We start from the raw sequence: 22,872 nt of genomic DNA on the forward strand, positions 1-22,872 counted from the left end.
GAGCATGGGTAAATTTGTTATGTTGCACTGCAAGTTAAATAACACGAATTTGGAAAGCTGGATGAAAGTTAGCGCACTCTAGAATACGCTCAAGACTGGAACAATGGCACCCGCCACATGTATCCGGTCATTATCCCAAAAATAAATGGAGACAACACAATGCATACCCTCATCCGTGGATCACTGATTTCCGCTTTGCTCGTCGCTGCCGGTGTGGTTGGCGCAAGCCAGGCAATGGCAGCCGATTCAGGAAAAATCACTATCATGGTCGGCGGCATCACCAAGATGATCTACCTGCCGGCCAAGCTCACCGAGCAGCTGGGGTATTTCAAGGAAGAGGGACTGGATGTCGAGCTGCAGTCGCAGCCGGCTGGCGTGGATGCCGAGAATGAGTTGCTGGCTGGCGCAGTTCAGGCGGTAGTCGGCTTTTATGACCATTCCATCGACTTGCAAAGCAAGGGCAAGGAAGTTACCGCGATCGTGGTTTTCGGCCAGGTTCCCGGCGAAGCCGAAATGGTGGCGACCAAATCCGCCGATTCCATCAAGAGCATGGCAGACGTCAAAGGCAAGACGTTGGGGGTGACCGGACTCGGTTCATCGACCAATTTCCTGACACAGTATCTGGCTGCCAAGCAAGGCATTACTTCCAGCCAATATTCGGTGTTGCCTGTGGGGGCCGACAATACTTTCATCGTGGCGATCAAACAGGGCCGTATCGACGCCGGGATGACTACCGAACCGACCATTTCGCAGCTGCTGAAGACTGGCGAAGCAAAGGTTCTGGTCGACATGCGTACGGTCGAAGGCACAGTCAAGGCGCTGGGCGGCATGTATCCTGCATCCAGCCTGTACGTTCAACGTCCATGGCTGAATACGCATAAGGTGGAAGCCGCCAAGCTGGCGCGCGCCTTCGTCAAGACGCTCAAATTCATCAATACTCATAGCGCTACGGAAATCGCGGACAAGATGCCTAAGGATTACTACGGTAATGACAAGGCTATGTATGTACAGGCCCTGCAGAATTCCCTGCCGATGTTTTCAGCGGACGGCAAAATGCCTGCCGGCGGCCCGGAAACAGTACTGTCGGTTCTGTCCGGGTTCAATCCGAACGTCAAGGGCAAGCATATCGATCTTGCTAAAACCTATACCAACGAGTTTGTCGGTCAAGCCAAGTAAGGCTGATAGCGCACAAGCTTAACAACTAAGAGCTTAGCAACAATCAAGTGAGTGGACCGGGGTCGCGTAGCGGCTCCGGTGACGAGACTCGCGCCAACCGAACACTTCGGGTTGGCTCCGATGTAGACAAGAAGGAAATTCAAATGACTCAAGCAACGATTCAGGCAACATCGGCAACAAACACGCAAGCTGCGGCATCGTCGTCAGCGCCCCAGGTTTTACGGGATACGCCCGCCATCGAATTACGCAACGTTTCCTGCCGCTTCATCTCCCCCGACGGCAAGGCCACGGTGGCCTTGCGTGATTTCACCATGAGCGTGGCGCGCGGCGAGTTCGTCGCTATCGTAGGGCCAACCGGCTGCGGTAAATCGACGACGCTGAGCATGATCACCGGGTTGCTCAAGCCGACCGTGGGCGAGGTGCGCATCATGGGCGAACCGGTCAGCGGCATCGATCCGCGGATTGGTTTTGTATTCCAGAACGATGCGGTATTCCCTTGGCGCAGCGTGCTGCACAACGTAGCAGCCGGACCGCTGTTTCGTGGCAAGCCGAAAGACGCTGCTTATGCCCTGGCCGAAGAATGGATACGCCGTGTCGGCCTCGACAAGTTCGCCAATCACTACCCGCATCAATTGTCCGGCGGCATGCGCAAGCGCGTCGCCCTGGCGCAGACGTTTATCAACAGCCCTGAGATCCTGTTGATGGACGAACCTTTCAGCGCGCTCGACATGCAGACCCGCACCCTGATGCAAGACGAGCTGCTGCAATTGTGGTCGTCGCAAGCCGGCTCGGTGGTATTCGTCACCCATGATCTGGAAGAGGCGATTGCGCTGGCGGACAAGGTCTATGTCCTGACCGCGCGTCCCGCGACCTTGAAGAGTGTTTACGAGATCGATCTGCCGCGCCCGCGGGTGATGTCGGAAGTGCGCTATGAACAGCGTTTCATCGATATCTCGCGCAAGATCTGGGCCGATCTGCGGGAAGAAGTGCACATCAGCTAATCCTTGGCTCTATCCATTTACATACCGTCGCCTGGGTTGCGATCGATAGCAATAGCAATCCAGGCGGAAGCAAAAAGGCAATTATCATGAATCAAGTACAAGCAATCGACAAGCTCAGCGCTGCCAGCCTGGCCGCAGTCGAACAAGAGGCGCAACGAAAAATCAAGCAACGCTATTGGCTGGTGACGTCGCTGCGCATCGCCATCCTGGTGTTTACGCTGGGCGGCTGGGAGCTGGCGGCAAGACTGCACTGGATAGATCCATTTTTCTTTTCACAACCTTCGCTGATCGTGGTGCAAATCTATGACTGGATCATGGAAGGCACCTCGCAAGGTCCGTTATGGACCCAGGTGCTGGTGACCCTGGAAGAAACCGTGCTGGGATTCCTGATCGGTGCAGTGGCCGGCGTTATTTGCGGTATTTTGCTAGGCCGTAACAAATTGTTATCCGATGTCTTCAGCATTTATATCCAGGTTGCCAATTCGATTCCACGGGTTGTGCTGGGCTCGATTTTCGTCATCGCGCTGGGTCTGGGGATGGCCTCCAAAGTTGCGCTGGCGGTGGTGATGGTGTTCTTTGTGGTGTTCGGCAATGCCTTCCAAGGTGTGCGTGAAGCGGACCGTTACATGATTGCCAATGCGCAGATTCTCGGCGCGTCGCCGCGCCAGGTCACGATGTCGGTGGTGATTCCTTCCGCATTGAGCTGGATCCTGGCGAGTCTGCACGTGAGTTTCGGTTTTGCTCTGGTGGGCGCGGTGGTGGGTGAATTCCTCGGCTCCAAGCAAGGTATCGGTCTGTTGATATCAACAGCACAAGGCGCTTTCAATGCCAGCGGCGTGTTTGCAGCGATGATCGTGCTGGCGGTGGTGGCTCTGGCTGCGGATTATTTGCTGACGACCCTGGAAAAACGTTTGCTTAAATGGCGTCCTGTGGCATTCTGAGTTCTAGCAGTGTCTTAAGGTTGCGGCGCATCGTGTTCGATGCGCCGTTTTTTTTTGCCCTCGATTTTGCTCAGAGTCTTGCTCAGATTCTTCCTGTCGACAGCCATCTCGCCCAGTCGCTGCTGCCGTTCCTCAGCGCCGTGGCGGCTGCCTTGTGGTGGTCGTAGCTGATATTGAGATGCCTGACATTCCAGCCATGAGCGGTTTTTTCGCAAATGGCATAACGGGCATGCGGGCTGCCGTTCTCTATGGTGTGGAAGTAGGGCTGGTCGTCGTCGTAGGCTTGCAAGCCGACACTGCCGGGGTTGACCACCAGGCGTTCGCCGGAGATCGCATGGGCGCGTGGCTTGTGCGTATGCCCACAGATGATCAGGCTATGCGTGATGCCCGCGGCACGACTCTCGATATCAGCAGCGGCGGCCATGCGGCAGCCATGCTGGTCGACCTGCTCAAGGAAGTAAATCAAATCGCCGGCCGGCGTGCCGTGGCACATGAAAACGTCGTCGGAAATAACCAGTGTGCCTGGCAAACCTTTGAGCCAGTCGCGGTGCGCCTGCGTCGTGTGTTCAAACGCAAACTGATCGCTGGGATGGCCGGCTTGCTGTTCGCAGGCGAGCAACTGGCGCTCGTGGTTGCCGCGAATGGTCGGCAACTGCAGCGGCATCAGTAAATCTGCGGTCGCAGCCGGTTCCAGCGGTCCCGAGAGGATGTCGCCGGCGTTGACGATCAAATCCACCCCTTGCTTCTTGATGTCGGCCAGAACGGCTTCCAGGGCCCAGATGTTGGCATGAATGTCGGAAAGAATGGCGAGTTTCATGGCGTGATTCTTCATGGAAGATGGCGGGATATCACATCATCAAATAAAAACGGGTGCAATTCAACCGAAATTGAATTGCACCCGTTCAGCCATCCGGCCAGCGCATCGCTGCGCTAGCTGTCAGCTGCTCTTACAACACTTTTTACAATACATCGCTGGCATGATCCGCCAGACGCGAGCGTTCGCCGCGCGCCAGCGTCACATGGCCGCTATGCGACCAGCCCTTGAAGCGATCGACGACGTACGTCAGGCCGCTGGAGCCTTCGGTCAGGTAAGGCGTATCGATCTGGGCAATATTGCCGAGGCAGATGATCTTGGTGCCCGGACCGGCGCGCGTGACCAGCGTTTTGATTTGCTTCGGCGTCAGGTTTTGCGCTTCGTCGATGATCAGGAACTTGTTGACGAAAGTGCGGCCGCGCATGAAGTTGAGCGACTTGATCTTGATGCGCGAACGAATCAGATCCTGAGTGGCGGCGCGACCCCATTCGCCGGCATCCGAATCGGATTTGTTGAGCACTTCCAGGTTGTCGTCGAAGGCGCCCATCCATGGCCCCATCTTCTCTTCTTCGGTACCTGGCAGGAAACCGATATCCTCACCGACCGGCACCGTGACGCGGGTCACGATGATTTCGTTGTAAGTTTTGGTTTCCAGCACCTGGGCCAGCCCGGCTGCCAGCGCCAGCAAGGTTTTGCCGGTGCCGGCCTGACCCAGCAAGGTGACGAAGTCGCAGTCCGGATTCATCAGCAGGTTCAACGCAAAATTCTGCTCACGGTTGCGCGCGGTGATGCCCCACACACTGTTCTTGGCGTGGCCGTAATCGCGCAGGGTTTGCAGCACCGCCGTCTTGCCGTTGATCTGTGTGACTTGTCCGTAGAACGCGGGTTCGCCGTTTTTCGGTTCAATGAAGACGAACTGATTGACCAGCAACGACGGCACCAGCGGCCCACTCAGACGATAGTAGGTATAGCCGCTGCCATGCTTGTTTTCCTGCCAGGACTCGATACCCTTGCCGTGCTTGATCCAGAAATCGTCCGGCAATTGCTGAATGCCCGAATACAGCAGATCGGTGTCTTCCAGCACATGGTCGTTGAAGTAATCTTCCGCCGGCAACCCCATGGCCCGCGCCTTGATGCGCATGTTGATGTCTTTCGACACCAGCACCACGGCACGGCCGGGTGACTCGGCTTCCAGTCCGCGCACCACGCCGAGAATCTGGTTGTCGGCTTTACCAACCGGCAAACCTTCAGGCAGGTCGGCATTTTGCAGCTTGGTCTGGAAGAACAGGCGGCCCTTGGCGTCCTTGTTGCCGAGTTTCGACAATAGAATGCCATGGTCGATCTGATCGTCGACCACGTCGCCCACCAGCGCATCCAGCGAGCGCGATACCTGGCGTGCGTTACGTGCAACTTCCGACATGCCTTTCTTGTGATTGTCGAGTTCCTCCAGCGTCACCATCGGCAGATAGATGTCATGTTCTTCAAACCGGAACAGGGACGTTGGATCGTGCATCAGCACGTTGGTGTCCAGCACGAACAATTTGGTCACGCCGGTTTTATCGGCTGCGCGGCTGGTGCTTGACTTCGGGCGGAGGTGGCCGTCAGCCGGTTTCGTGGATTTGTCGGCCACGGCACGCGAATTTTCCGCGGGGGCCTTGTCGGTTTTGCGGTTTTCTACTGTTTTGTTGCGCGCTTGCGGAGCAGCTTCTTTATTACGGGTAATCGGTTCAACAACGGCGATACGTGGTTTGACGGCTTTGCCGGCTTCCGCTTTTGGATAATCTTGAACGGACAGTAAAGCAGCGGGTTTGGTCGGTAATTTTGGTAAGGGCATCAGAACCTCGCTTTAAAGATGAAAAAAGTGTTCGCTTTGGTGATAACACGAACCGGACCAAACGGGTGAAGCTACTGCACTACAACTAAAAACAACAAAAATATATTTAGAAAACATCAATGGATAACAGGCTCGGATAGGAATTTACAAATTAAAAAGCAAAAAAGCCGTTTGGGAAGGCCCTCAGGCCTTGTCCGCAAACGGCTTCCAGAAATAATTTTTTTTGAATTCAATGACTTACAAACTCCAATACTTCCTCAACATGCGATGGCACCTTCACTCCACGCCATTCTTTCACCAATGTGCCGGCGGCGTCAATCACAAACGTACTGCGCTCGATGCCGCGCACCTGCTTGCCGTACATATTTTTCATTTTCATGACATTGAACATGGCGCATAGGGTTTCGTCGGGATCGGCAATCAGGTCGAACGGCAGCCCCAATTTCCCCTTGAAACCTTCGTGAGAGCGAATGCTGTCGCGGCTGACGCCGAATATCAGGGTGTTGTTGCGCTGGAATTCCGCGTACAGGTCGCGGAACTGGATGGCCTCGGTGGTGCAGCCTGGGGTATTGTCCTTGGGATAAAAATACAACACTATTTTTTGACCGTGATAGTTCGACAACTTGAATGCCTGTTCGCCGGTCATGGCTGCAGAGAAGTCGGGCACCGTCATGTTGATGATGGAAGGATTGTCAGCCACTGTATCGTCCTGTTCATTAAGTTTTGATGAATCGGTTGCCAATCAGGGTCTTGGGCCTCGCCTTGCACTGATCAGCTGTTGCTTGCCTGTGGCTGCATGATCATCTCACCCGATCGTCCCGGCAACTCCGCCCATGTGAGAGGGACAGCGGGCAACTCCTGGTCTTTGACGTGTCGATAATAATCCTCCATCGCAACCAGATCATAGCCCTGCGCTTGCCAGCCCTGCAGCAATTGTTCAAATATGGGGGCGAGTTTTTGGCCTTCAAGCTCCGCATGCAGAGTAAATACATGATCGCGCGGCGTTGCGGTCAAGGCCAGGATATGGGCGGCGATATTTGCCGGCGTAAGCTCAACGCCGTTGACGCTTCTGCCCAACAATTCATCCAGTGTCGGCAGGGTGGTTGGCAATTGTATGCATGCCAGCGTCTTGCCATTCACCTGCAAGCGATGCGGTCCGGCCGCCGCGTCGGCCAGGGCGCCGTCATCATTGAGCATGGCGCGGCCATCGGAGGAATAGGCGATGCCGAATTTTTCCAGTTGCTCGAAGGCGTAGGGATTCATTTGCCAGCCGGCGGCGCCGTGGGTTTTCGGCGCTTTGCCGAAAATCTGCGTGAAGCGATCGAACGAGCGCTGCATCTGCCCGCTGGTCCAGTCGGCGCCGCGCTGCCGCACATGGTCTTGCCACACACGGTGATCCCAGGTGTGGACGCCGCATTCGAAGCCGGCGTCGCGTACCGCTTGCATGTAAGTCGCACAAGTCTTGCCGATATCCGGAGCCGGCAGCAGCACGCCGTACATCAGGGTCTTGAGGCCGTAATGTTCGACCACCGAAGTGCGCGACACCTTTTGGAAAAAACCAGGGCGTAGCACTTGTTTCAATGCCCAGCCGGTATGGTCGTACCCTAGCGAAAACAGAAAAGTGGCGCGAGCCTGGTATTTGCCCAGCAGGCGCACCAGGTTCGGTACCCCTTCACGGGTGCCGCGATAGGTGTCGGCGTCGATTTTTAAGGTGAGGAGGGGCAAGTTGTTTGGGCTAGTAGCAAGGATTGGAACACGTGCGCCGAGTCATTTAACCCCTTGTCATCCCCGCACGCGCGGGGACGACGCAAGAGGTACTGGAGATAAGGTTTAATCCATCAAGGCGCGAGCTTCGGCCACCTGGCCGCGATACGCATCAAAAATATTGCGCAAGGTGTCGGCCATGGTGGTGGTCGGCTGCCAGTTCAGTTCATCGCATGTGTTGGTGATTTTCGGCACGCGATTTTGCACGTCTTGATAACCTTTGCCGTAATACGCAGCTGAAGTGGTCTCGATCAGCTTGACCTTCTTCGCCGAGTCGGCGTATTCAGGATATTCGGCAGCCAGTTTCAACATCATGTCGGCCAGGTCGCGGATCGAGTAGTTGTTGACCGGATTGCCGATGTTGTAGATCTTGCCGCTGGCAATGCCATCCTTGTTGGCGATGATCTTGATCAGGGCGTCGATGCCGTCATCGATGTAAGTGAACGCACGTTTTTGCTGGCCGCCATCGACCAGGGAGATATTCTCGCCGCGCACGATATGGCCGAAGAACTGCGTGACTACGCGTGAGCTGCCTTCCTTCGGCGTATGGATCGAATCGAGGCCGGCGCCGATCCAGTTGAACGGACGGAACAGCGTGAAATTCAAGCCTTCTTCCATGCCATAGCCCCAGATCACGCGATCCATCAATTGCTTGGCGCAGGAGTAGATCCAGCGCGGCTTGTTGATCGGGCCGCAGATCAGTTCGGATTGCTCCGGATCGAATTCCTCGTCATGGCACATGCCATACACTTCCGAAGTCGACGGGAATACCAGGTGCTTGCCGTACTTGGCAGCCGAACGCACGATAGGCAGGTTGGCTTCAAAGTCCAGTTCGAATACGCGCAGCGGCTGCTTGACATAAGTGGATGGCGTGGCGATCGCCACCAGCGGCAGGATCACATCGCATTTCTTGACATGGTACTCAACCCATTCCTTGTTGATGGTGATGTCACCCTCGAAGAAATGCATGCGCGACTTATAGGCATCGTTGTCCAGCAGATCGCGGATGCGGTCGGTCATCATGTCCATGCCGTAGACGTGCCAGTCGGTGGTTTCCAGGATACGCTTGGACAGGTGGTGGCCGATGAAACCGTTGACGCCGAGGATGAGGACTTTTTTCATAGTGATCTATTGTTGTTGGATTGGAATTCCGCGAGGCGGAATTTCAAACGCCGCAGTTCTTGGCGGGCAGCTTGCCCGCAGAATCATGCAGCCGGTTTTATAACAGGATGTTTTGTAATGCTTCTGGCGTAACGGTCCGACCATCCGCCAGCAATTCGTTAATCAACAGCGCGCGGCCATCGCCGCAAACGCCAACAATGCGATTATCCACTACCGCCAAGCCGCGCGGCAAATTTGCAGGCAGATTTTCGGTCAAGTTGGCTGGTAATTGTGCCTTTCCGATAATAAAAGTGCGCTCTTTGACAATAGTCCATGCGCCGGGGTAGGGCGGCGCAACCGCGCGATACAGGTTGTAGACTTCATGCGCAGGCTGGTTCCAGTCGATTTTGCCGTCTTCCGGTTTGCGGCCGCCGAAATAACTGCCTTGCGACAGGTCGTTCGGCAATGTGGGGATGTTCCCTGCCAACATGGCAGGCAGCACGTTCCACAGTGTCTGTTCGGCGGCAACCACGACCTTGCCGAATACTTCGTAGGCGGTGTCGTCGGGAAGAATCGGCACCGAGGTTTGCGCGACAATTGCGCCGGCGTCGGGCTTGGCGGCCATTTCATGCAGCGTGGCGCCGGTTTCGGTTGCGCCATGCAAGACCGCCCAATTGATGGGCACCCGGCCGCGATATTTCGGCAGCAGCGAGCCATGCATATTGTAAGCACCGTGTTTGGCCAGCGCCAGCAAGGCGACCGGCAGCATATGGCGGTAATAGAAACTGAAGATGAAATCCGGTTGCAAGGCAGCAACCCGGGCCAGCAATTCAGGCGCGGCAGGATCGCTCGGGGCGATCGCTGGAATCCCGTGTTGCTTGCACAATTCAGAGACCGATTCGAACCAGATGGTTTCCTGCGGATTGTCCTCGTGGGTGACGACCAGCGCGATGTCGACGCCGCGCGCCAGCAAGACTTTCAGGCAGCGCACACCGACATTGTGATAGGCGAAAACGACTGCTCTCATGATGTCTCTTTATCCTCGGCCGAGGATTGCTCCAGCATGGCTTGCACCACAAAACGCGGCCGTGCCCGCACTTGCTGATAAATACGGCCGACGTATTCGCCGACCAGGCCGATGCCGAACAGGATCATGCCCATCAGGAAGAAGGCAAACGCGAACAGCGTAAACACGCCTTGCACCTCGGCGCCGAACAGGAAGCGACGCATCACCAGAACCGCAAACAGCGCCGCGGAAGCGAACGAGAGGATGATCCCGATCAGCGAAAACAGCTGCAAGGGCACAATCGAAAAGCCGGTCACCAGATCGAAATTCAGGCGGATCAGGCTATACAGCGAGTACTTCGATTCGCCGGCCGAGCGCTCTTCGTGCTCGACCACGATTTCGGTGTCCTTGCGGGCGAAGGTGTAAGCCAGCGCCGGCACGAAGGTGTTGACTTCCTTGCATTGGTTGATCAGGTCGACCACGTTGCGGCCATAAGCACGCAGCATGTTGCCCTGATCCGTCATCTTGATGCCGGTGATTTTTTCGCGCAGCACATTCATGGCCTTGGAGGCAATCGTGCGCCAGGCTGAATCCTGGCGTTTGCGGCGGATCGAGCCGACGTAATCGTAGCCCTCGCGCATCTTGGCGACCAGGTTGCCGATTTCTTCCGGCGGATTTTGCAGGTCGGCGTCGAGCGTCACGACAATTTCGCCGCGGCTGGCTTCAAAGCCGGCCAGTATCGCCATATGCTGGCCGAAATTGCCGTTGAACAGGACCACCCTGGTTACGTCCGGGCGCAAGCGGAATTGCTCGGCCAGCAGCGCCGCCGATTTGTCGCGGCTGCCGTCGTTGACGTACAGGATTTCATAGCTGATGCCAAGTGCGTCAAGCGCCGGGTAGAGGCGTTCGAACAGTTTGGCGAGGCCCGATTCCTCGTTGTATACCGGGATGACGACGGAAAGTTCTGGTTTCATCAAGCGCTTGTCAGTTTTGTTGAAGCACGGATTTTACCGCCGAAACTGCACGTTCGACATCGTTCTTCGTCATCACATTAAACATTGGCAGCGAGACGATCAGACGGCCGACCTTTTCCGCGACCGGGAACATGCCTTCCTTGAAGCCGCGTGCGCGGTACATGCTGAGCAGGTGGATCGCCGGATAGTGGTAGCCGATGCCGATGCCGCGCTCCTGCATCTGCTCCATGAAGCTGGCGCGCGCCGGCTTGCCGTCCTTGCGCTCCGGCAGCACCAGCTGAAACATGTGCCAGTTGCTGTTGTCGAAATCGGCGACCGGCAGCTGAGCGCCGTACTTTGCTTCAAAATCGCTGCCGAAACAGCTGAAGTAGTACTGTGCCAGTTCGCGCCGATGGGCTGTAATCGCCTCGATATGGGCAAACTGGCCGAGGCCGATGGCTGCCGCAACGTCGGTCATGTTGAATTTGCCGCCCAGGACATCGACATCGAGACCATCGTAGCCGCTGCGGGTAACGCCTTGCAGGCGGTATTTTTCCGCCAGGCGCGCTTCTTCGGCATTGTTCAGCACCAGGCAGCCGCCTTCGGATGAGGTGATGTTCTTGTTGGCCTGGAAGCTGAACGAGACAAAATCGCCGAAAGAGCCGATGCGTTTGCCGTTCCAGGTCGATCCCAGCGCTTGCGCGGCGTCTTCCACCACGCGCAAATCATGTTTTTTTGCCAGCGCGTACAGGCGATCCATATCCACCGGCAGACCCGACAGGTAGACCGGAATGATGGCCTTGGTGCGCGGCGTGATCGCGGCCTCGACCTGGGCCAGGTCGATATTGCGGGTGACCGGGTCGATGTCGGCGAACACCGGCGTGGCGCCGGTTTCAATAATCACGTTGGCCGTGGCAACCCAGGAAATCGGGGTGGTGATGACTTCATCGCCGGCGCCGATGCCAGCGATGCGCAAGGCGATTTCCATGGTGCAGGTGCCGGAATTGAAGGTGCGCACCGGACGGCCGCCGAAATACTCGGACAGTTGCGCTTCGAACGCCTGCACCTTGGGGCCGCTGGTAATCCAACCGGAACGCAAGACATCGCCGACCGCTGCGATCGTGGCTTCGTCGATGGTGGGTTTGGCAAACGGCAGGAAGGGTTGTTGGCTCATATTGGTTGTGAAATCCGATGTAAGTTTGGCGGAAATGGCGGCGAAATCAGTGGCGAACTAATCGACAGCTTATGTAAATACAAGTTTAACTGCGGGTCAGCATCACCACGCCGACGATAATGACGCCGATTGCCATCAGCCGTTGCGCCGATACCGCTTCGCCCAGGAAATACCAGGCGCCCGCGGCGCTGATGATATAGCCCAGCGACAGCATGGGATAGGCGATGGTGACGTCAACCCGCGACAGGCCGATGATCCAGACCACCACCGAGATGACGTAGCAGGTCAGGCCGGCGAGGATCGGCAACTGGGTGGCCAGCTTGATGCCGGTGGCAAACCAGTTTTGCGGCGTCAGGCTGATGACGCCGACCGCGTTGGTGCCGGCTTTCAGCAAGAGTTGCGCAGCTGCGTTGAGGCAGACGCCGGCGAAGATAAAGGCAAATGTGGTCAGATTCATGTGTGTCGCTGGTTAGTAAGGCGTGGCAGGTGCAGAAGATGCCGGGGCTGCCGCAGGCGCAGGTTCAGCCGCTGCCGCGGGAGCCGCCGCCGCCGGAGCCGCCGCCGGAATCCCCTGGTTGGTCACCACGACACGGCGCGGATCCTGGCCGATGACACGCATCGGTACGCCGCGTTGTTCCAGCTCGCGGTAGTTTTCCGGGCGAATGATGGCGATATCCTTCTTGCCGGCAGCGTGATCGGCAGTCCATTTGGTGACGAAGGCATCAATAGTCGGAATCCACAATTCCGGTTGCTGGCCGATGCCGAACTCCAGTTCATCCATATGCTGCACCATGGTCATGGTGCGGCGCAGGTAGAACGGCAGCGCCTGCTCGTATTTGCCGACCACGTAAAACGTGGTTTGCGGCGTCATTTCGGCATTGATGGCTGGCACCAGGTCGATCCCGGCGGAATAGCGTCCTTGTGGATCATGACCGTACATCAACAGCTGGCCACCGATGAAACCGCTGGCAGCGAGGGCGACGATGGCCCATTCCCGTTGACGGCGTACCAGCAGTAATGCCGCGATGGCGCCGATGAAGGCGACTACGGATGCGGCGAAAACCCAAGGCACGTGGGCTTGCAGCAATGGCAGGGAGTAAGCGTCCTTGGCCAGCGTCGGGATTTTTGAGGACAAGGCCAGGCCGGCGATAGCCGGCGCCAGCAGCAGCCAGGCCGAGGCTTGTACCGACTTGTTGCTTGCGTTGTCCAGGTGGCAGGCAATCAACAGCGCCAGCGCCGGGAAGATCGGCAGGATATACGACGGCAGCTTGGAATCGGAAATGCTGAAGAAGACGAAAATGAATATGCTCCAGATCAACAGCATTTTTTTCGGCTGGAAGCCGGATGCCGCGCTACGTTCGTGCGCGCCGTTCCACAAGCTTTGGAACAAGACGCCAAGCCACGGCACCACGCCCAATATCAGGATAGGGACAAAATAATAGGGCGGGCCATAGCGGTTGTGAATCTTGCTGGTGAAACGCTGGAATTGTTCATGGATAAAAAAGAATTGCGGAAATTCCGGGTTTTTCAGCGAAATCAAAACGAACCACGGTGTCGTGATGAGAAAGAACAGGATCAGGCCCAACACCAGATGCAAGCGCTTCCAGATTGACCAGTCGCGCGAAAACAGGGTGTACAACACCAATACCGCACCGGGCAAGAGCAGGCCGATCAAGCCTTTCGACAATACCGCCAGCGCCATGCCGGCCCAGCACAGCAGCATCCAGTTGCGCTGTTCGCCATGGCTTATTTCGCTGCGCTGGGCCAGCAACAGGGCGCACAAGGAAATCGTCATCATGCCGGACAATCCCATATCCAGCGTGTTGATATGGCCGAGCCCAGCCCACAGGAAGCTGGAGCCCAGCACCAGCGCCGCATAGAAACCGATGCGCGGCGAGAACATGCGGGTGCCGGTGAACGCCACCAGCACCACGCCCAGCAAGCCGCACAAGCCAGTCCACAAACGTGCCTGCCATTCGCCCAGGCCAAACAGCTCGAACGTGAGCGCATTCATCCAGGTTTGCAGCGGGGGCTTTTCAAAGTATTTGAGTCCGTTCAGCCGTAAGGTGATCCAGTCGCCGGTGGCGACCATTTCACGCGCCATTTCGGCGTAGCGGCCTTCATCGGTCGGCACCAGCGTACGGGCGCCAAGCATGTAAAACCAGATGATGCAGAACAGCAGGAACAGCAGCCAGACGAAAGTTTTTGATTTGTGCAGTTCACGCATCTTGGGCGGTTTCCTTGTCGGTATCGAAAATCAGGGCCAGGGCGACTTTGCGTCCCTCGGCCATCAAAATATTGTAAGTCCGGCAAGCGGCCTGGTTGTCCATGCACTCGACGCCGATGCGGCGCGAGGTCAGCACCGCAGTCAGTTTCGGGTGCGCGAACCGTTGCCGCGCGCCGGTGCCCAGGATCACGACATCGGGCCGGGTGCTGTCTATATGCGTAAAATGTTCGGCATGGAGGGCGTCGAAATTGCTGACCGGCCAGGCCACCGGCGCCGCTTCCGGCAGCACCAGCAGGCTGTACTCGTAGCGGACGGCGTTGATTTCCACGCCCTTGTCGTCGTAGGCCGTGACTGTCTGATACTGTTGGGTCGAGGTGGTATGTAGCTTCATGGCATTATCTTTACACGTTGAGGGGTGAATCCTGCTCGGCATTCGCCAACAAAAAACCAGCAAAACCGCAGGATAGACCGCAGACGATGTGCAAATTTCCGGAAAATGGAAAATAAAGTGCTGCATTGTAGCGTTTTCCGTCGCGGAACTTGCGTTATTGATTGATAAAACCCCACGCTTTCGGCAGAATGGGTGGTTCGGGCAGTGATTTGTGCACTGCCAGAAAGCTGTCTGAAAAGTCGTGAAATAGCTTGGACGGCCCTTACGAGGGGCTGTTGCTGGCATTTGCTGCGGCGCACGTAATCAAGTGTGACGATACCTCAATTTTCCAGACAGCTTTTTAAAGCTCGATAATGTTGTGTAAAATACAAGGAATTGTGCTGTGCGACCGATTCAAAAATCGAAAAAACTAGATGACGTTTGTTATGACATTCGCGGCCCGGTGTTGGAAAAGGCGCGGCAAATGGAAGAAGAGGGTCATAAGATCATCAAGCTGAACATCGGCAACCTGGCCGTGTTCGGTTTCGAGCCGCCCGATGAAATCGTGCAGGACATGATTCTCAACATGGGCAACGCTTCCGGCTATACCGATTCCAAAGGCATGTTCGCGCCGCGCAAGTCGGTGATGCATTATTGCCAGCAAAAGCAGATCCAGGGCGTCACGATTGACGATATCTACCTGGGCAACGGCGCTTCGGAGCTGATCGTGATGAGCGTGAATGCCTTGCTCAACACTGGCGATGAAGTGCTGGTGCCTGCGCCGGACTATCCGCTTTGGACCGCAGCGGTCAGCCTGTCCGGCGGCACCCCGCGTCATTATGTTTGCGACGAGCAAGCCGGCTGGTTTCCTGATATCGAAGATATCAAAAAGAAAATCAATTCGAATACCCGCGCAATTGTCGTCATCAATCCGAATAATCCTACCGGCGCCTTGTATCCGGTGGAGCTGCTGCAACAGATCGTCGATCTGGCGCGCCAGCATCAACTGATCATTTTTGCCGACGAAATCTACGACAAAGTGCTGTATGACGGCGCGACCCATACCTCGCTGGCCTCGCTGGCCGACGACGTGCTGTTCATTACCTTCAACGGCTTGTCGAAAAACTATCGTTCCTGCGGCTATCGCGCCGGCTGGATGGTGGTGTCGGGCGAGAAAAAACATGCCAAGAGTTATATTGAAGGCTTGAATATGCTGGCGTCCATGCGCCTGTGCGCCAATGTGCCTGGCCAGTACGCGATCCAGACGGCGCTGGGCGGCTACCAGAGCATCAATGACCTGGTCGGGCCGCACGGCCGTCTGACGCGCCAGCGCGACATGGCCTACAAGTTGCTGACCGATATCCCTGGCGTTACCTGCGTCAAGCCGAAGGCTGCGCTGTACATGTTTCCGCGCCTGGACCCGAAGATATATCCGATTGCAGACGACCAGGATTTCGCCTACGAATTGCTGGCCGAGCAGCGCGTGCTGATTGTGCAAGGCACCGGCTTCAACTGCCCGACGCCGGACCATTTCCGCGTGGTGTTCCTGCCCAACACCGACGACCTGGAGGAGTCGATGGGGCGCATTGCGAATTTCCTCGAAGGTTATCGCCGGCACCACGGCACGGCCTGAGATAGGGTTTAGAGTTTTTAATACGTCGGACTGGCGTAGCTGCCAGCCCGGTATCATCAGTTTTTTTCACAGACAGCAGAGATCATGAAATCCATCAAGGTAGGTTTGCTTGGCATAGGTACGGTCGGTTCCGGCACGTTCAACGTATTGAAGCGTAATCAGCAAGAAATTGCAGCGCGCGCAGGGAGAGCTATTGAGATTACGATGGTGGCCGATCTCGACGTCGAGCGCGCCAAGCAGCTGACCAACGGCGAAGTCGCCGTGGTGAACGACGCCAGACTGGTGGTCGACAATCCCGATATCGACATCGTCATCGAATTGATCGGCGGCTACGGCATCGCCAAGGATCTGGTGCTGCAGGCGATTGCGAACGGCAAGCATGTGGTCACCGCCAACAAGGCGCTGATTGCGACGCATGGCAACGAGATTTTCAAGGCGGCGCAAGAGAAGGGCGTGATCGTTGCCTTTGAAGCCGCGGTTGCCGGCGGCATTCCTATCATTAAAGCACTGCGCGAAGGCTTGACTGCCAACAGCATCCAGTGGATTGCCGGCATCATCAACGGCACTACCAATTTCATCCTGTCCGAAATGCGCGACAAGGGACTCGACTTTGATGTCGTGCTGAAGGAAGCGCAACGCCTGGGATATGCCGAAGCTGATCCGACTTTCGATATCGAAGGTGTGGACGCTGCCCACAAGCTGACCATCATGGCGTCGATTGCCTTCGGCATCCCGGTGCAGTTCAACAAAGCGCATGTGGAAGGCATTACCAAGCTGCAGGCGACCGATATCCGCTACGCCGAACAACTCGGCTATCGCATCAAGCTGCTCGGCATCACCAAGCGCACTGCGGGCGGCATCGAGTTGCGCGTGCATCCGACGCTGATCCCGAGCGCACGCCTGATCGCCAATGTCGAAGGCGCCATGAATGCGGTGCTGGTGCGCGGCGACGCTGTGGGCGATACGCTGTATTACGGCAAAGGCGCGGGTTCCGAACCTACCGCTTCGGCGGTGATTGCCGACCTGGTCGACATCACTCGCCTGGCGACCGCCGATCCTGAACATCGCGTACCGCATCTGGCGTTCCAGCCGAACGCCATGGCGGATACGCCGATCCTGCCGATGGCGGAAATCACCACCAGTTATTATCTGCGCATGCACGTCGCCGATCAGCCAGGGGTGCTGGCCGATGTCACGCGGATTCTGGCCGACTCGTCGATTTCGATCGATGCCATGCTGCAAAAGGAACCTGCGGCAGGCGAGACGCGTACCGATATCATCATGCTGACGCATCAGACGCAGGAAAAAAATGTCGAAGCGGCGATTGCGAAGATCGAAGCCTTGGCGACCGTGGTTGGCACGGTGACCAAGATCCGCTTGGAAGAGTTGGGTTAAGAACTTTATCGTCGCGTAGCAAGGGCCGGGAGAAATTGCCCGTATCACGCAAAAAGCCGCTGCAGATGCCATACCTGCAGCGGCTTTTCAGTTTACGGCGCTACGACGGCTTGCTATTCGAGGTTTTGCACCTGTTCGCGCATCTGGTCGATCAGCAACTTCAATTCCATCGACGCATCCGCCAGCTCCTTGATTGCAGCTTTCGAGCCAACCGTGTTCGCTTCACGATTCAATTCCTGCATCATGAAATCCAGGCGCTTGCCAACCTGGCCGCCTTTTTTCAGGATATGGCGGGTTTCGCCCAGGTGGGCCGCCAGTCGCGATAATTCTTCGGCAATGTCGATGCGGATGCCGTACAGGGTGACTTCCTGGCGGATCCGGTCCAGCGCTTCTTCGCGCGACAGGCTTGAATTGTTGGCATCCTGTTGCGCCAGGCCCAGCGCCTCCTGCATGCGCTCTATGGCTTTTTGCTGGAATTGCGCCACCACCTGCGGCACCAGCGGCGTGATGCGCTGTACGATGGCGTCCATGGCGTCGATACGAGCGATCAGCGTGGCCTGCAGGGCTGCGCCCTCGCGCGCGCGCGACTCGACGAACGCCTCTAGCGTTGCGCTCATGGTGGCCTGGATATCGGCTTGCAATGTGTCCTGGCTGATCACCGCTTCCTCGATGACGCCTGGCCAGCGCAGCAATTCATTGACGGTGAGCGGCGCCGCTTCGATGAATTGCTGGCGTACCGCATTTTGCAAATCGGCAAGGGAAGCCAGCAGCGTCGTGTTCAGGGCTTGCGATGCGCCGGACGCAGTCTTGCGCCCGAAACTCAGCCGGCATTCGACTTTACCGCGTGCAATGCGGCCGATGATGGCCTCGCGCAGTGCCGGTTCGAGCGAGCGCAGGTCGTCGTTGATGCGGAATTGCAGGTCGAGAAAGCGCGAATTGACGCTCTTGATCTCGATGGTAATCGTGCCTGCGGCCGTCTCGCGATTGTTGACGGCGTAACCTGTCATGCTACAGATAGTCAAAATGCTGTCCTTTGTTTCTGGTTTGCAAGGGTTTTTCTTTACAAGTCAGCGATTTATCAAGACAATCCTTACACCAATTACTAGGGTAGGATCGCATGGCCGCGCAAAACAATGCACCATTGCCTGACGGGCTAAAAATTGCTGGATACCGCATTGTAAAGAAGATTGCTTCTGGCGGGTTCAGTATTGTCTATCTGGCATACGACGAGGATGGCAACGCAGTCGCCATCAAGGAATATCTGCCAAGTTCGCTGGCGCTACGACAGTGGGGTGAACTGGCGCCGGCAATTTCGCCGGAAAACCTGCCGACTTTCAGGATCGGCCTTAAATGCTTTTTCGAGGAAGGCCGCGCTCTGGCGCGCATCGCTCATCCGAACGTGGTGAGCGTTATCAATTTCTTCCGCGCCAATGAAACGGTATACATGGTGATGGCCTACGAGTCTGGGCGCTCGCTGCAGGAACATATCCTGCGCCGCCGCGACAAAGGGGAAAAGCCGCTGGTATCGGAAAAATTCATCCGCAAGATGTTCCGTCACGTGATGAACGGCCTGCGCGAGGTACATACGCATAAGCTGCTGCATCTGGACTTGAAACCGGCAAATATCTATTTGCGCGCCGACGGCACGCCGATCTTGCTGGACTTCGGCGCCGCCCGCCAGACCCTGCGCTCCGATTCGCCTAAGCTGTACCCGATGTATACGCCGGGTTTCGCCCCGGCCGAACTATATGAGCGCAACGGCAACCTGGGGCCGTGGACCGACATCTATAGTATCGGCGCCTCGATTTTTGCCTGCATGGTCGGTGCGCCGCCGCAGCCGGTGGATCAGCGCAAGGTCAACGACAAGATGGAGGGGCATTTCCGCAAGCTGGAAGGCCTGTATTCGCCGGAGTTGATCCAGGTGGTGCGCTGGTGCCTGATGATCGATCCGCTGCAACGGCCGCAAAGCGTGTTTGCGGTGCAGCGCGCCTTGATGGAGCCGGTGCAGGAAGAAGAGGTGAGCGTGCGCGATATGGTGACGCGCAAGATACGCAACGTCTTTTTCACGCATATCCAGTTCCGCCGGAAAGTCGAGAGCAATCCGGATACGACCATCCAGGAAAACACACAATAAGTATGCAGTAACGCGTGCGGTAATGCGTGCAACAGCGCGCCGCGTCATTGTTTCCAGGTTTTTAGCTGCATTTTTAGCAAGAATTGTACATAGTCATGCGATTTTCTGTTTATCAAGAAAGCCATATCGGCGGCCGCAAGGTCAATCAAGACCGGATGGGCTACAGCTTCACGCGCGACGCCTTGTTGCTGTTGCTGACCGACGGCATGGGCGGCCACCTGCACGGCGAGATCGCCGCCAACATTGCGATGCAGACCATCGGCTCCTTGTTCCAGAAGAATGCCCAGCCTTATATCAAGAAGCCGGAGCGGTTTCTGGAAGACGCGTTCTACGCTGCGCACATGGAAATCCATCGTTACCGGGAAGTGCACAAACTCTCGGAAACCCCGCGCACCACGGTGGTGGCCTGCCTGATCCAGCACAACAGCGCATTCTGGGCGCACTGCGGCGATTCGCGCCTGTACTGGATGCGTAACGGCCAAATCCTGGCGCGCACCCGCGATCACTCGCGCATCGAGAGCCTGATTGCGCAAGGCAAGGCCGATCCGTCCGAGCGCGCCACCCATCCAGACCGCAACAAGCTGTTCAACTGCCTCGGCGCGACCAATATGCCGATCGTAGAACTGTCGCGCCGCGTCAGCCTGCAGGCGGGCGATGTCGTGCTCTTGTGCTCCGATGGCCTATGGTCGATGTTGCCCGATCACGTATTGGCGCAACGCCTGCAAACCAGCACCATCGTGCGGGCGGTGCCGGAGCTGGTGAATAATGCGCTTGGGATTGCAGGTAAAACCAGCGATAATGTTACCGCTTTGGCAATGGCCTGGGGCAGCGACCCGAACATCGACGATCCCTCCAGTTCGATCGTCACCCATACGCTGCCGATCGGCAGCCTGACTACCACCATCCAGGCGCCGCGACTTGGGGCGACCGATGATCCGGGCGGCTTTAGCGATGCCGACATCGAACAGGCGATTGCGGAAATCCGCGGCGCCATTGAGAAAAATATTTAAGGAATTTACATGTTGCCTATTACCCGTCCTAGCGGACGCGCCGCCGATGCTTTGCGCACCGTCCGTCTGACCCGCAATTACACCAAGCACGCCGAAGGTTCGGTACTGGTCGAATTCGGCGACACCAAGGTTATCTGTACCGCCAGCCTGGAAGAAAAAGTTCCGGGCTTCCTGAAGGGTAAAGGGCAGGGCTGGCTGACGGCTGAGTACGGCATGTTGCCGCGTTCCACCAATACCCGCATGGACCGCGAAGCAGCACGCGGCAAGCAATCCGGCCGCACCCAGGAAATCCAGCGCCTGATCGGACGTTCGTTACGGGCGGCATTCGATCTGCAGGCTTTCGGCGAACGTACCCTGCATCTGGATTGCGACGTGATCCAGGCTGACGGCGGCACCCGCACGGCGTCGATTACCGGCGCCATGGTGGCGGCTTACGATGCATTTTCCCGGTTGTTGGAAAGCAAGGCGATCGCAGCAATTCCTTTGAAACACTTTGTCGCCGCGATTTCGGTCGGCGTCTATCAAGGCACGCCGGTGCTGGACCTGGATTATGTCGAGGATTCCGGTTGCGATACCGATATGAACGTAGTGATGAGCGACGCCGGCCATTTCATCGAAGTGCAAGGCACGGCAGAAGGCGTCGCTTTCGACCGTCCTACCTTGAACAGCTTGCTGGATCTGGCGCAAGGCGGGATCGGCGAGTTGATCCAGCTGCAAAAACAAGCCTTGGGCCTGGCGGAGTAAAAATGGCAGGTGGGCAGGTTTTTGTGCCCACGCTGCGCTCACGTCTTCGATGGCGCGTGCGTAAGCGATATAATCCTGTCCATGTATATCGATTCCCACTGCCATATCAATTTTCCGGAGCTGTCCGCCAGGATGCCGGAAGTGCTCGCCAAGATGGCGCAAAACCAGGTTACCCATGCATTGTGCGTATCGGTCGACCTGCCTGATTTCCCGCAAGTGCTGGAGCTGGCCAAGACCTATCCGCATATCTATGCCTCGGTCGGGGTGCATCCCGACTATGAAGATACGCCGGAGCCTAGCGTCGATGATTTGATTCGTCTTTCCGATCATCCGAAAATCATCGCCATCGGTGAAACCGGCCTTGATTACTACCGTTTGCAAGGCGACCTGGAATGGCAGCGCGAGCGTTTCCGCCGCCACATCCGGGCTTCGCGCGCGACCGGCAAGCCTTTGATCATTCATACCCGTGCTGCCTCGGCAGACACCATCCGCATCATGCGGGAAGAGGGCGCCGGCACCGATGCCGGTGGCGCCGGCGGCGTGATGCACTGTTTTACCGAATCGCTGGAGGTGGCCGAGGCGGCGATGGCGATGGGTTTCTATATTTCGTTTTCCGGCATCGTCACCTTCAAGAGCGCCAAGGAGCTGCAGGCCGTCGCTTTGGCGGTGCCTTTGAGCAGCACCTTGATTGAAACCGACTCTCCGTATCTGGCGCCGGTGCCGCATCGCGGCAAAATGAACGAACCGGGCTGGGTCATGCATGTCGGCGAATTCCTGGCTAAGCTGAAGGGTGTGCCGGCGACGCAGGTGGCGCAGCAAACCACCGATAATTTCTTCAACTTGTTCAAACTGGCAAAGGATCAGGCGCATGCCTAACTTATTTAATCGCACGGTCAATCGCATGTACGGGCATGCGCAGTTTTCAGCATTTTTTTTGCTGTTGCTGGCGCTGGCTTGTTTGCCGTCCGTGAGTTTTGCCAGTGGCGAGAGCAAAAATGCCGACGCCTTTGCCAAGGCCGTCCAGCTGGATGACGCGCGCGGCATGAAGGCCTTGCTGGCAGCTGGCGTCGATCCGAATCTGATCGCGCAAAAGCAGCGCGGCGAAACCGGCTTGATGCTGGCCGTGCATGAAGAGTCGAAGAAAGTGTTCGCCGTCCTGCTCAACGCGCGCGGTATCGATCTCAACCTGCGCGCGCGCAACGGCGACACCGCTTTGATGATTGCTTCTTACAAGGGCGACGCGGCGGCGGTCAAGGCTTTGCTGGACAAGGAAGCCGAGCCCAACAACACCGGCTGGACGGCGCTGCACTATGCCGCCGCGATCGGCAATGATGAAATCGTGCAGATGCTGCTGGATGCCTCGGCTTACATCGACGCCGGTTCACCCAACAACACGACGCCGATCATGATGGCTGCGCGCGCCGGCAAAATCCTGACAGTCAAGCTGCTGCTCGATAGCGGCGCCGATGTCACCTTGAAAAACGACGTCGGCATGACGGCGATCGACCTCGCCAGGAAATTCGAGCACGACGATATCGCCGACGGCTTGACGCATCGCCTCAAGCAAGCCGGCAAGCTGTAGTCAGTCTATGTAG

Annotated in this window: 22 protein-coding genes; 10 read left to right on the forward strand and 12 right to left on the reverse strand. The window is 57.0% G+C overall.

From position 1 onward, the window contains the following. The first annotated feature begins 159 nt into the window (after positions 1-159). From BLV81_RS01250 to BLV81_RS01260, 3 genes are all read left to right on the forward strand, one after another. The gene (locus BLV81_RS01250) at positions 160-1,176 is read left to right on the forward strand and encodes an ABC transporter substrate-binding protein (protein WP_092351586.1); all 1,017 of its coding nucleotides are present in this window, start codon (positions 160-162) and stop codon (positions 1,174-1,176) included. Positions 1,177-1,319: 143 nt separating this feature from the next. Further along, complete coding sequence (locus BLV81_RS01255) at positions 1,320-2,177, forward strand: ABC transporter ATP-binding protein (protein ID WP_255364850.1); 858 nt, start codon at positions 1,320-1,322, stop codon at positions 2,175-2,177. Between the two features lie 86 nt (positions 2,178-2,263). After that, positions 2,264-3,118: an ABC transporter permease gene (locus BLV81_RS01260; RefSeq protein WP_092351588.1), complete on the forward strand. Its 855-nt coding sequence runs from the start codon at positions 2,264-2,266 to the stop codon at positions 3,116-3,118. An 82-nt stretch (positions 3,119-3,200) separates the two neighbouring features. Here the strand turns inward: BLV81_RS01260 and BLV81_RS01265 are convergent, their stop codons facing one another. The 11 genes from BLV81_RS01265 to BLV81_RS01315 form a co-directional block, all read right to left on the reverse strand. Then, positions 3,201-3,935 (reverse strand): metallophosphoesterase family protein, encoded by a 735-nt coding sequence (locus BLV81_RS01265; protein ID WP_092351772.1) that lies wholly within the window; start codon positions 3,933-3,935, stop codon positions 3,201-3,203. A 142-nt stretch (positions 3,936-4,077) separates the two neighbouring features. Then, complete coding sequence (locus tag BLV81_RS01270) at positions 4,078-5,766, reverse strand: PhoH family protein (protein WP_092351590.1); 1,689 nt, start codon at positions 5,764-5,766, stop codon at positions 4,078-4,080. A 229-nt stretch (positions 5,767-5,995) separates the two neighbouring features. Beyond that, entirely contained in the window at positions 5,996-6,466 is a 471-nt protein-coding gene (locus BLV81_RS01275) for a peroxiredoxin (protein WP_092351774.1), read from the reverse strand. 71 nt (positions 6,467-6,537) lie between these two features. After that, positions 6,538-7,491, reverse strand: a complete 954-nt coding sequence (locus tag BLV81_RS01280) for a polysaccharide deacetylase family protein (RefSeq protein WP_092351592.1) — start codon at positions 7,489-7,491, stop codon at positions 6,538-6,540. A 105-nt stretch (positions 7,492-7,596) separates the two neighbouring features. Then, the gene (locus BLV81_RS01285; protein ID WP_092351594.1) at positions 7,597-8,652 is read right to left on the reverse strand and encodes a bifunctional UDP-4-keto-pentose/UDP-xylose synthase; all 1,056 of its coding nucleotides are present in this window, start codon (positions 8,650-8,652) and stop codon (positions 7,597-7,599) included. 97 nt (positions 8,653-8,749) lie between these two features. After that, positions 8,750-9,658 (reverse strand): formyltransferase, encoded by a 909-nt coding sequence (locus BLV81_RS01290; protein ID WP_092351596.1) that lies wholly within the window; start codon positions 9,656-9,658, stop codon positions 8,750-8,752. Beyond that, a complete protein-coding gene (locus BLV81_RS01295) occupies positions 9,655-10,611 on the reverse strand; it encodes a glycosyltransferase (protein WP_092351598.1) in 957 nt (318 codons plus the stop codon). Before BLV81_RS01295 ends, BLV81_RS01290 begins: the two co-directional genes overlap by 4 nt. A gap of 10 nt (positions 10,612-10,621) precedes the next feature. Continuing rightward, positions 10,622-11,764 carry a DegT/DnrJ/EryC1/StrS family aminotransferase gene (locus BLV81_RS01300; protein ID WP_092351600.1) on the reverse strand — a complete coding sequence of 381 codons (1,143 nt, stop codon included), beginning with the start codon at positions 11,762-11,764 and terminating at the stop codon, positions 10,622-10,624. An 85-nt stretch (positions 11,765-11,849) separates the two neighbouring features. After that, positions 11,850-12,221, reverse strand: a complete 372-nt coding sequence (locus BLV81_RS01305; protein WP_092351602.1) for an EamA family transporter — start codon at positions 12,219-12,221, stop codon at positions 11,850-11,852. 12 nt (positions 12,222-12,233) lie between these two features. Further along, positions 12,234-13,991 carry an ArnT family glycosyltransferase gene (locus tag BLV81_RS01310; protein WP_092351604.1) on the reverse strand — a complete coding sequence of 586 codons (1,758 nt, stop codon included), beginning with the start codon at positions 13,989-13,991 and terminating at the stop codon, positions 12,234-12,236. After that, positions 13,984-14,382 carry an Mth938-like domain-containing protein gene (locus BLV81_RS01315; protein ID WP_092351606.1) on the reverse strand — a complete coding sequence of 133 codons (399 nt, stop codon included), beginning with the start codon at positions 14,380-14,382 and terminating at the stop codon, positions 13,984-13,986. Before BLV81_RS01315 ends, BLV81_RS01310 begins: the two co-directional genes overlap by 8 nt. A 382-nt stretch (positions 14,383-14,764) precedes the next feature. Between BLV81_RS01315 and BLV81_RS01320 the strand changes: the two genes are divergently transcribed. Next, positions 14,765-15,994 carry a pyridoxal phosphate-dependent aminotransferase gene (locus BLV81_RS01320; RefSeq protein WP_092351607.1) on the forward strand — a complete coding sequence of 410 codons (1,230 nt, stop codon included), beginning with the start codon at positions 14,765-14,767 and terminating at the stop codon, positions 15,992-15,994. 84 nt (positions 15,995-16,078) lie between these two features. Next, positions 16,079-17,389, forward strand: a complete 1,311-nt coding sequence (locus BLV81_RS01325) for a homoserine dehydrogenase (RefSeq protein WP_092351609.1) — start codon at positions 16,079-16,081, stop codon at positions 17,387-17,389. Positions 17,390-17,502: 113 nt separating this feature from the next. Here the strand turns inward: BLV81_RS01325 and BLV81_RS01330 are convergent, their stop codons facing one another. Beyond that, positions 17,503-18,411 (reverse strand): YicC/YloC family endoribonuclease, encoded by a 909-nt coding sequence (locus BLV81_RS01330; protein WP_255364851.1) that lies wholly within the window; start codon positions 18,409-18,411, stop codon positions 17,503-17,505. Between the two features lie 95 nt (positions 18,412-18,506). Between BLV81_RS01330 and BLV81_RS01335 the strand changes: the two genes are divergently transcribed. From BLV81_RS01335 to BLV81_RS01355, 5 genes are all read left to right on the forward strand, one after another. After that, entirely contained in the window at positions 18,507-19,523 is a 1,017-nt protein-coding gene (locus BLV81_RS01335; protein WP_061540532.1) for a serine/threonine protein kinase, read from the forward strand. Between the two features lie 95 nt (positions 19,524-19,618). Beyond that, positions 19,619-20,533 carry a PP2C family protein-serine/threonine phosphatase gene (locus BLV81_RS01340; protein WP_092351613.1) on the forward strand — a complete coding sequence of 305 codons (915 nt, stop codon included), beginning with the start codon at positions 19,619-19,621 and terminating at the stop codon, positions 20,531-20,533. Between the two features lie 9 nt (positions 20,534-20,542). Then, a complete protein-coding gene (gene rph / locus BLV81_RS01345) occupies positions 20,543-21,277 on the forward strand; it encodes a ribonuclease PH (RefSeq protein ID WP_092351615.1) in 735 nt (244 codons plus the stop codon). An 81-nt stretch (positions 21,278-21,358) separates the two neighbouring features. Further along, positions 21,359-22,153 carry a TatD family hydrolase gene (locus BLV81_RS01350; RefSeq protein WP_092351617.1) on the forward strand — a complete coding sequence of 265 codons (795 nt, stop codon included), beginning with the start codon at positions 21,359-21,361 and terminating at the stop codon, positions 22,151-22,153. Next, positions 22,146-22,859: an ankyrin repeat domain-containing protein gene (locus tag BLV81_RS01355; protein WP_255364852.1), complete on the forward strand. Its 714-nt coding sequence runs from the start codon at positions 22,146-22,148 to the stop codon at positions 22,857-22,859. The genes BLV81_RS01350 and BLV81_RS01355 overlap by 8 nt, the downstream gene beginning before the upstream one ends. Positions 22,860-22,872: the final 13 nt, after the last annotated feature.

The organism is Collimonas sp. OK242 (assembly GCF_900107095.1).
Taxonomy (GTDB): Bacteria; Pseudomonadota; Gammaproteobacteria; order Burkholderiales; family Burkholderiaceae_D; genus Collimonas.